Annotated in this window: 5 protein-coding genes; all 5 read left to right on the top strand. The window is 67.8% G+C overall.

Annotated features, from left to right (window positions below):
* Window positions 1-152: 152 nt before the first annotated feature.
* The 5 genes from ACIA8C_RS17485 (at window position 153) to pks13 (ending at window position 10,666) form a co-directional block, all read left to right on the top strand.
* Window positions 153-695, top strand: a complete 543-nt coding sequence (locus ACIA8C_RS17485; protein WP_397135643.1) for a DUF732 domain-containing protein — start codon at window positions 153-155, stop codon at window positions 693-695.
* A gap of 75 nt (window positions 696-770) precedes the next feature.
* Entirely contained in the window at window positions 771-1,757 is a 987-nt protein-coding gene (locus ACIA8C_RS17480) for a cutinase family protein (protein ID WP_397135641.1), read from the top strand.
* A gap of 246 nt (window positions 1,758-2,003) precedes the next feature.
* Window positions 2,004-3,023: an LLM class F420-dependent oxidoreductase gene (locus tag ACIA8C_RS17475; RefSeq protein ID WP_397135639.1), complete on the top strand. Its 1,020-nt coding sequence runs from the start codon at window positions 2,004-2,006 to the stop codon at window positions 3,021-3,023.
* A 191-nt stretch (window positions 3,024-3,214) separates the two neighbouring features.
* Window positions 3,215-5,128 carry a long-chain-fatty-acid--AMP ligase FadD32 gene (fadD32, locus tag ACIA8C_RS17470; protein WP_397135637.1) on the top strand — a complete coding sequence of 638 codons (1,914 nt, stop codon included), beginning with the start codon at window positions 3,215-3,217 and terminating at the stop codon, window positions 5,126-5,128.
* 90 nt (window positions 5,129-5,218) lie between these two features.
* The gene (gene pks13, locus ACIA8C_RS17465) at window positions 5,219-10,666 is read left to right on the top strand and encodes a polyketide synthase Pks13 (RefSeq protein WP_397135635.1); all 5,448 of its coding nucleotides are present in this window, start codon (window positions 5,219-5,221) and stop codon (window positions 10,664-10,666) included.
* Window positions 10,667-10,684: the final 18 nt, after the last annotated feature.

The following is a 10,684-nucleotide window of genomic DNA, read 5'->3' as shown; positions in this document are numbered from 1 at the left end:
GTGGTCGAAGCGCATGCGCCGCAGGCGCGAGTCTCGACCGCTCGGACGCGAGACACCGGGGGCCACGAACACGCCGCGGCCACGCGGCAAATAAATCCAGCTATGTTGGGGGGCGACCTCCCCCGTTTGCGAACAGATCGAGGACAGAATTCATGCAGAGGACCCGTGGCAAGGTATTCGGCGTTGTGGTGGCGATCGCCGCGACCGGCCTGCTCGCTGCCTGTGGCGGCAATGACTCGACCGCGTCGAGCACGCCGACGTTGACCCGTACCACGGCGGCGACGCAGCCGCCCGCCGCGTCCAGCACCAGTGTGGATCCCGGCCAGCAGGCGCCTGCGCCCGCTCCGGCACCGGCGTCCGAGCAGCCGCCGGCTGAGGCGGCACCGGCGCCGGAGCGTCCGCAGCCGATCGAGTCCGCGCCGCCTGCGGATACCTCGAAGCTCACCGATAAGGACAAGAAGTATCTCGACGCGCTCAAGCAGCAGGGTGTCACTCCGTCGACTCCTGATATCGCGCTGAGTGTGGCGAATTATGTGTGCCAGGGCACCGCGTCCGGTGCTTCCGATCAGGATCTGATGACCTTCGTGACCGCGATGGCCGGTTCCGATCCGTCTTTCGATCCGGCGAAGATGCCGGTGGAGAAGGCCGGGCAGGTTTACATCAGCGCCGCTAAGCAGACGTACTGCAAGCCGTGAGCGAGCGCAGCGAGTGAGCCGTCAACACAGCCGCCTCGCGGTCACGACGGAGCCGAGCGCCAGCGAGGCGCAGTCGTGAACGCACGCGGCGGTTCGGGAACTCGTCGGTCGAGGCCGGCGGGTTGTCTCCTGCTGATCGGGATTCCGATTCTGATCATCATCGTGGTGCTGTTGCTCTGGTACCTGCTTGCCGGTGTGCTGAAGCAGCCGAAGCCGGGGCCCAAGCCGCCGAAGGAGCCGACTTCGCAGTCGGCGGATTGCCCGGACGTGCAGATGATCGCGGTGCCGGGCACCTGGGAGTCCAATAGCAACGATGACCCGCACAACCCGACGGCGAATCCGAATTCGTTGATGCTCAACGTCTCCAACCCGGTCGGTCAGCAGTTTCCGAAGGAACGGCTGGACGTGTACACCGTCCCGTATGTGGCGCAGTTCTCCAATCCGATCGCGCTGCCGCCGGACGGTCAGGCGTCGTACAACGACAGCCGGTCCGAGGGCACTCAGCGGATGGTCGACGCGATGGCCGCGCGCTACCGCGACTGTCCGTTGACCAGTTACGTGATCGCCGGGTTCTCGCAGGGCGCGGTGATCGCGGGCGACGTGGCCTCCGACATCGGCCAGGGCAAGGGGCCGGTGCCTGCGAACAAGGTGCTCGGCGTGACGCTGATTTCGGACGGCAGGCGCACCGGCGACACCGGCCCGGGCGAAGCGGTTCAGGTCGGCGCGGTGCCTGCGGGCGTCGGCGCGGAGGTCGCGCTGAAGGGTCTCAACGTTCCCGGCATCACGATGACCGGTCCGCGGCCAGGCGGCTTCGGCGAACTGGCCCCGCGCACGTTCACCATCTGCGCGCAGGGCGACCTGATCTGTGACGCGCCGCGACAGGCGTTGAGCCCGTTCAACATCATGGGCAGCGTCGGCGCGCTGGTGCGTGCGGCGGGCAATCCGGTGCACGCGCTGTACAACGGTTTCGTCGTCGAGGACAACGGAGCGACCTCCACCCAGTGGACCGTCAACTGGGCGAACGGGGTCATCGAAGCGGCGCCGCATCCGGCGCATTCGTGAGTGCGCCGCGTGTCTTCGCACGGCGGAGCCGAGCGTCGGCGAGGTGGAGTCGTGAGAACTCACAGTCAATGTTCCGCTCGGCACGCAGTACACCTAGAACTGCTCCGGCAAGCGCGACTCCCGTTGGGCAGGACGCTGTAAAGTGCCGCTGGTGATCGCGACGCAGGCAACACCGACTTCGTGTTCGGGGTGGGATCGTCCTGCACCGTCGCGCCCGAACTTCCTTACAGCCAGGAGCATGAGTTCATGACAGAAGCCGCCGCACCAGCCGGTGAGTTGACCGCGCTCGGTACGCCGCTGCGCAGCTTCCGCTTCGGGGCAGCGGGCGAGGGAAACAAGCAAGAGGGTGGCGCCCGCAAGTTCGTCCAGACGGCGCAGCAGGCCGAGGAATACGGCTTCGACACCTTCTTCGTGCCGGATCACCTCGGTGATCAGATCGGCCCGATCGCCGCGCTCGGCGCGCTCACTCAGGCCACCGAGAAGATCCGACTCGGAACGTCGGTGCTGGCCAACGGTTTCCGGCACCCCGTGGTGCTGGCTAAGGACCTGGCCACCATCGACGTGCTGTCCAAGGGCCGCCTCGAGGTGGGTGTCGGCGCGGGCTGGAAGCAGGACGAGTTCCTCGCCGCAGGCCTGCCCTACGAGTCGCCCGGCGTCCGGCTGGAGAAGCTGGACGAGACGCTGACCATCCTCGACGTGCTGCTGCGCGGCCAGGAGTGCACCTTCGAGGGCAAGTACTACCAGGTGCACGGGATCAAGGGCACGCCGCGGCCGCGGCAGGGCCCGCGCCCGCCGATCTGCACCGGCGGCGGTGGCCCGAAGATGCTGCGGCTGGCCGCCAAGCACGCCGACATCATCTCGATCGTGCCGGTGACCACGAAGAACGGTAAAGGCCTCTTGTCGGGTATCACGCTGGAGAAGACGATCGAGAAGGTGAACCTGATCCGCGAGGCCGCGGGCGACCGGTTCGCCGATATCGAGCTCAACTGGGCCATCACCGCCATCGTCATCACCGACGATCGCGAGAAGACCGCTGAGATGGCACTTTCCGCGATCGAGCGCGGTCTGCACCCGGATCTCGAAGTGGACGTGAAGCTTTCGGTCGAGGACATCCTGCGCTCGCCCTACGTGGCGATCGGCAGCTTCGAGGAAATCGCCGAGCAGATCCGTCGTGTGCGCCAACTCACCTCGATGTCGTATGTCGGGGTGTTTCCCACCCAGATGGACGCATTCGCCCCCGTTATTCCCCTGCTGCGAGACGAGTGAGCCGGGCTTCTCTGTAACATGACTCTGGTTTGAGTACATCTAGCCGATAGCGGTCACCGCGCAGACCGCCCAATAACTGCAGGCTGACTCGGGCACTTGGAGCCACCCGCGGGCGAAAGCGAGTCGGGGCCTCACAGGTAACAACGGCGTTGTCGCCGTATTGCTGCGTGTGCCTCGGAGGAGAAGAAGGAATGGAAGAGACTTTCGACGACTACCTGGACGAGACCGGGAACATCCGAATTCCCGAGGATCACACCCTGGTCGACCACGTCGAGAAGCACACCCGGAACGACGCGAACACCCTGGCGTACCGCTACATCGATTACTCGCGTGAGCGCGATGGCGAGGCGCAGGAACTGACGTGGCGTGAGTTCGGCATTCGGCTGCGCGCGGTGGCCGCTCGACTGCAGCAGGTGACCAACCCGGGCGACCGGGTCGCGATCCTCGCGCCGCAGGGCTTGGATTATGTGGTCTCCTTCTTCGCCGCGATCTACGCGGGCACCATCTCGGTGCCGCTGTTCGATCCGGACGAGCCGGGTCACACCGACCGCCTGCATGCTGTGCTCGGCGACTGCGAGCCCGCCGCCGTACTGACCGCCAGTTCGTCGGCGGCCGGGGTGCGGCAGTTGTTCCGCTCGCTGCCCTTCGCCCAGCGCCCGCGCATCATCGCGGTCGACGCGATCCCGGACACCGTAGGTGAAAGCTGGGTGCGTCCCGATATCGCCATCGATGACATCGCCTACCTGCAGTACACCTCGGGCTCGACCCGTACCCCGGCCGGTGTGGAGATCACGCACCGCGCGGTCGGCACCAACCTGCTGCAGATGGTCGACGCGATCAACCTGGACTGGAACTCGCGCGGGGTCACCTGGCTGCCGCTGTTCCACGACATGGGCCTGCTGACGGTGATCCTGCCCGCGGTCGGCGGCAAGTTCATCACCATCATGTCGCCGAGCGCGTTCGTTCGCCGCCCGTATCGCTGGATCAAGGAGCTCGCCGCGCAGTCCGACGGCGCCGGAACCTTCGCCGCCGCACCGAATTTCGCGTTCGAGCACGCCGCGGCGCGTGGCCTGCCGAAGAACGGCGAGTCGCTGGACCTATCGAACGTGATCGGCCTGATCAACGGCAGCGAGCCGGTCACCACCTCCTCGATGAAGAAGTTCAACGAGGCCTTCGCGCCCTACGGCCTGCCCAAGACGGCGATCAAGCCGTGCTACGGCATGGCCGAGGCGACGCTGTTCGTGTCGGCGACCAAGGCCGAGGACGAGGCCAAGGTCACCTACGTGGACCGCATCGAGCTCAACGCGGGCCGCATGGTCAAGGTCGAGCCGGGCACCGAGAACGCCATCGCGCAGGTCTCCTGCGGTTACGTCGCGCTGTCGCAGTGGGCCGTGATCGTCGACCCGGAGACCGTCGAGGTCGACGGCGGGACCGAGCAGCCCGACGGCCGGGTCGGCGAGATCTGGCTGCACGGCAACAACATGGGCATCGGGTACTGGGGCAGGCCGGACGAAACGTCGGCGACCTTCCAGAACAAGGTGCCGCACCGGTTGGCCGAGGGCAGCCACGCCGAAGGCACCGAGCGCGACGCCAACTGGATGCGCACCGGCGACTACGGCGTGTATCTGGACGGCGAGCTGTACATCACCGGGCGGGTGAAGGACCTGGTGATCGTCGACGGCCGCAACCACTACCCGCAGGATCTCGAGTTCTCCGCACAGGAAGCCTCGAAGGCGCTGCGACCCGGCTTCATCGCCGCGTTCTCGGTGCCCGCCAATCAGCTACCCGCGCTCGTCTTCGACCAGGGCAGCCATTCGGGCCTGAAGTTCGACGCCGACGACGCCTCCGAGCAGCTCGTCATCGTGGCCGAGCGTGGCCCTGGCGCGGGCAAGGCCGATCCGCTGCCCATCGCCGACGAGGTGCGCGCCGCGGTGGCGTCGCGCCACGGTGTCACCGTTCGAGACGTATTGCTGGTCCCCGCGGGCTCCATCCCGCGTACCTCCAGCGGCAAGATCGCCCGGCGGGCCTGCAAGGCCGCCTACCTCGAGGGAACGCTACGGGGTGGTTACACCCAGCAGGCGTTCCCCGATGCACCGGAAGAGTAATTGCCCAGGGGTGGCCTCGGACAGCCGACATGTCGTCCAATGTCCCAAGCGCGGCACGCCCGGTTCGCAGACAGGTAGCTTGAGGAATTGATGGCTGACAACGAGGGCACGTCCACCACGACGACCGAATCCCTGCCCGCAGGCGCGGAGGCCGACCAGGCTTCCGGTCAGGTGGCCGCCGCCGCCACCCCCGGCGGCGCACAGACCGACATGACGGTCGCCGAGCTGCGGGACTGGCTGCGCAACTGGGTCGCCGACGCGATCGGGCAGCCGGTCGAGCAGATCACCGTCGACCGGCCGATGGAGGAGTTCGGGCTCGCCTCGCGCGACGCCATCGCGCTCGTCGGCGACATCGAGGACCTGACCGGCGTGGTGCTCACCGCGACCGCCTACTTCCAGCATCCGACGATCGCGTCGCTGGCCGAGATGGTCATCAACGGCGAACCGGAGACGGCCGAAGAGGCGTCCGGCGATGCCTTCTACACCGACGGCTTCACCTCGGGCGAGGCGCACGACATCGCCATTATCGGCCTGTCCACCCGGCTGCCCGGCGCGGGCGATACCCCCGAGTCCACCTGGGACTTCCTGATCGGCCGCGGCGACGCCATCCGGGAATTGCCGGAGGGCCGGTGGGCCGAGTTCACCAGCAACCCAGCGGCCGCCAAGGCCATCGCCGACGGCAACACCCTCGGCGGCTATCTCGACCAGGACGTGGTGAAGGGCTTCGACGCGGAGTTCTTCGCGATGTCGCCCATCGAGGTCGAGCGGGTCGATCCGCAGCAGCGCCTGATGATGGAGCTGACCTGGGAAGCGTTGGAGCACGCCCGAATTCCGGCGAGCGAGCTCAAGGGCCAGCCGGTCGGCATGTTCATCGGCTCGTCCACCAGCGACTTCATGTTGATCGCCGCGCTCGGCCTCGGCGCCGATCAGGGTCCGAACGTGCCGGCGTCCGCGCAGGCGTACGGCATCAGCGGCAGCTCGAGCGGCATCATCGCCAACCGAGTCTCCTACTTCTACGACTTCCGCGGCCCCTCGGTCACCGTCGACACCGCGTGCTCGTCGACCCTGGTCGCGGTCCATCAGGCGGTGCGCGCGCTGCGCGAGGGCGACGCCGACGTGGCGCTGGCCGGTGGCGTGAACATGATCCTGGCGCCGATGGCCACCCTCGGCTTCGACATGGGCGGCGGCGTCGCCAAGAACGGCCGGGTCAAGGCCTTCTCGTCGGACGCCGATGGCATGGTCCGCTCGGAGGGCGCGGGGCTGTTCGTGCTCAAGCGCCTCGCCGACGCCGAACGTGACGGCGATCGAATCATGGCCGTGATCAAGGGTTCCGCGGTCAACAGCGACGGCCGCTCCAACGGCCTGTACGCGCCGAACCCCGACGCCCAGGCCGACGTGCTGCGCCGGGCGTACCGGGACGCGGGCATCGTGCCGTCCACCGTCGACTACATCGAGGCACACGGCACCGGCACCCCGCTCGGCGATCCGATCGAGGCCGACGCGCTGGCCAAGGTGGTCGGCCGCGGTCGCGACGAGGACAAGCCCGCGCTGCTCGGTTCGGCCAAGACCAATTTCGGCCACCTGGAATCCGGCGCGGGTGCGGCAAGCCTGGCCAAGGTGGTGATGGGCTTGCAGCACAACGTCATTCCGCCGAACATCAACTACGCGGGCCCCAACCCGTACATCCCGTGGGACCAGTCGCACCTGAAGGTGGTCGTCGAGCCGACGGAATTCCCGCGCTACAGCGGCACCGCCACCATCGGTATTTCCGGCTTCGGCTTCGGTGGCACCAACGCGCATGTCGTTGTGCAGGAATACGTTCCGGCTTGGGCCGAGGTCGCGGCCGCCGAGCCGGAAGCACCCGAGGCGGTCGACGCCGCCGCGCTCGATGCCGAACTCGACGACGAGACGACCGACGTGATCGCGGAAGCGGACGCGGTTGTCGAGGATGACGCCGAAATCGTCGCGCCTGCCATCGAAGCCGCCGCTCCGGTCGCGGAAACCGTTGCCCCCGTTGCCGAATGGACCGCCGAGCGGACCGAGCCGCTGCCGGTGATCCTGCCGGTCTCCGGTTACCTGCCCTCCCGCCGCCGCCGGGCCGCGGCGGAACTGGCCGACTGGCTGGAATCCGATGCGGGGCGCGATGTTTCGCTCGAGGATGTGGCGCGGTCGCTGGCCAAGCGCAGTCACTGGCGTTCGCGCGGCGTGGTGCTCGCCAGCACCCATGAGGAGGCCGTCTCCGGCCTGCGTGCCATCGCGGCGGGCAAGCCGGGCGCCGGGGTGTTCACCGCCGACGCGCCCGCGGTCATGGGTCCGGTCTGGGTGCTCTCCGGTTTCGGTGCGCAGCATCGCAAGATGGCCAAGCGGCTCTACCTGGAGAACTCGATCTTCGCCAAGGCCGTCGACGAGGTCGACGCGCTGGTAGAAGACGAGGCCGGGTACTCGATCCGTGAGCTGTTCCTCGACGACAGCCAGGACTACAACGTCGGCACCTCGCAGGTCGGCATCTTCACCATCCAGATCGGCCTTGCCGCGGTGCTGCGTGCGCACGGCGCACAGCCCGAAGCGGTGATCGGCCATTCGATGGGCGAGGTTGCCGAGGCCTACATCGCAGGCGGCCTGCCGCTCGAGGACGCGGTGCGGGTGATCTGCGCGCGCTCGCGGCTGATGTACGAGGGTGAGCAGATGATCACCGACGACGACGTGCGCAACATGGCACTCGTCGAAAAGAGCGCTGAGGAAATCGAAGAGCTGCTCGTCGACTATCCGGACGTCGAGGTCGGCGTGTACGCGGCGCCGACCAACACGGTGATCGGCGGCCCGAAGGATCAGGTCGAGGCGATCGTCGCGCGGGTCGAGGCGGCGGGCAAGTTCGCCCGCATCCTGCAGACCCGCGGCGCGGGCCACACCTCGCAGATGGACCCGCTGCTCGGCGAGCTGGCCGCGGAACTGGCCGGTATCGAGCCGACCAAGTTGAAGACCGGCCTGTACTCCACGGTGCACAAGGGCGAGTTCTACCGCCCCGGCAACGATCCGGTGCACACCGAGGATTACTGGGTCAAGAACATGCGCGGCAGCGTGTTCTTCACCAACGCGGTGAAGCTCGCGGTGGACGCGGGGCACACCACCTTCCTCGAGCTCGCGCCGAATTCCGTTGCGCTGATGCAGGTGCTCGGCACCACCTTCGCGGCGGGCCTGCACGATGCACAGCTCATCCCGACGCTGAAGCGCAAGGAAGACGAGGCCGCCGGCGTGATCGGCGCGCTGGCCCAGCTGTACGTGCACGGACACAAGGTCGACCTGTCGTCGCTGCTGACGCCGGGCGACTACGCCGACATTCCGCGAACCAAGTTCGTGCGCAAGGAGTTCTGGCCGAAGGTCTCGCTGGCCGCGACCGGGAACACCGGGGCACCCGGCGCGCACGTGGCACTGCCGGACGGCAGGCACGCGTGGGAGGTGCAGGCCGAATCGGCAGGCGATCTCGCCGCACTGGTGAATGCCGCTGCGGCACAGGTGCTCAGCGACGTGACGCTCGGCGCGTCGATCGCGCACGCCGCGGTCCCCGCCGTCGGCACGCTCACCACCACGCTCACCCCGCATCCTGGTGGGGCGTCGGTGCAGGTGCACGCCAAGGAGGGCGCGAGCTTCCGGCTGCTGTTCGACGCGGTGGTCACCTCCGGTGCGCCGCTGCCCGAATCCGTTGCGGCCGAGACCGTTCCGGCAACCGGCACGGCGGTCGAACCGGCGGGTGGCACCGACCTCGAGGTGGTGGAGACCTTCGGTGATCGGTGGGATCCGAACGGCAACCAGTCGCTCGACGACCGGCTCGCGCTGATCGTCGCCGAGTCGATGGGCTACGCGGTGGAGGACCTCCCGATGGAGATCCCGCTGATGGAGCTCGGCCTCGATTCGCTGATGGCGATGCGCATCAAGAACCGCGTCGAATACGAATTCGACATCCCGCAGCTGCAGATCCAGGCCGTGCGCGACGCCAACCTCAACGAGGTCGGCAAGGTGCTGCGCTACGCCGTCGAGCACCGCGAAGAGATGCGTGCGGTGGCCGAGCGGCAGGCGGCGGGCGAGGAGATCGTGGTCGACGGCGGGTTCGTCGCCGCCGCGCGCGCCGCCGTCGAAGCCGGTGCGGACCCGGCCGCCGCGGTAGCGAAAGCGGCTGCCGCCGAAGGTGTTTCGCTGGACGTGGCGAGCACGTCGGTGGCCGCCGAGGCCGCGGAGATCGTCTCGGAAGCCGAAACCGCCGCAGGCGTCACCGGTGCCGCGCCCAGCACCGCGACACCCGCGCCGGTCTCGCAAGAGCAGGCCGCCGCGGCGGATGCCAAGGAAGCGGCGACCACCCAGTCCCTCGACAACGTGGACACCACCGCGGTGGGTGCCGCCGAGGCGGTCACCGCGCAAGCGGCTACGACAAAGCCGGTCTTCAACGCGCCGTCCTCGGCCGACGAAGACGACGACGTGCCGCCCCGCGACGCGGCCGAGCGCCTGACCTTCGCCACCTGGGCGATCGTCACCGGCAAGTCGGCAGGCGGCATCTTCAACACCCTGCCGATCCTCGCGGAGGAGGTCGCCGAGAAGCTGGCGGACCGACTCACCGAGCGGGTCAAGGCCGAGGTCACCGTCGACGACGTGCTCGACTGCGAGACCATCGAGCAACTCGCCGATGTCGTGCGCAACCTCCAGGACAGCGGCGCCGACGTGGACGGCTTCATCCGCCCGCTGCGGCCGCGCGAGGCGGGCTCGAATGCGGTGCCGGTCTTCGTGTTCCACCCGTCGGGCGGCAACACGCTGGTCTACGAGCCGCTGCTGAAGCGACTGCCGGCAGGCACGCCCATGTACGGCTTCGAGCGCGTCGAAGGCGACATCCTGGAGCGCTCGCAGCAGTATGTGACCGAGCTGCGCAAGATGCAGGGTGACGGCCCGTACGTCCTGTACGGCTGGTCGCTCGGCGCCGTATTCGCGCTGCAGGTCGCGCAGCTGCTGCGCGCCGAAGGTGCCGACGTGCGCATCGTCGGCCTGATCGACCTGGCCATCCCGGTCGAGAACGAGGACAACAGCCCGGAAGAACGGGTGCGCCGGATCGAGCGTTACCAGGTGTTCGCGAAGAAGACCTATGGCGTCGAAGGCGAACTCCCGCCGGAGCAGCTGCAGGAGCTGGCCGCGGCTTCCGATGAAGAGCAGTTCAAGATGATCAGCGACCTGGTCAAGATCAGCGGTACCAAGATTCCCGGCGGCGTGCTCGAGCATCAGCGCACCTCGTGGATCGAGGGACGGCACCTGGCCAAGACCACGCCGACCCGGTACGACGGCGATGTTGTGCTGTATCTCGCGGATCGCTACCAGGACGGCATGATCGAATTGGAGCCCCGTTACGCCGATCGGCGCCCGAATGGTGGTTGGGACGAATACATTCCAAACCTCGAGGTCATCCACATCCCGGGCGACCACCTGCAGATCGTCGATGAACCGCGGATCGGAAAGATCGGAGCCGACCTCACCGCGAAGCTTGCGGTGATTGCCCCTTAGGGGTGCACCTTACGAAAG

This window comes from Nocardia sp. NPDC051321 (assembly GCF_044455225.1).
GTDB lineage: Bacteria > Actinomycetota > Actinomycetes > Mycobacteriales > Mycobacteriaceae > Nocardia.
Note: the sequence above shows the minus strand (reverse complement) of the source record. Positions and strands in the feature narration are given on the sequence as shown.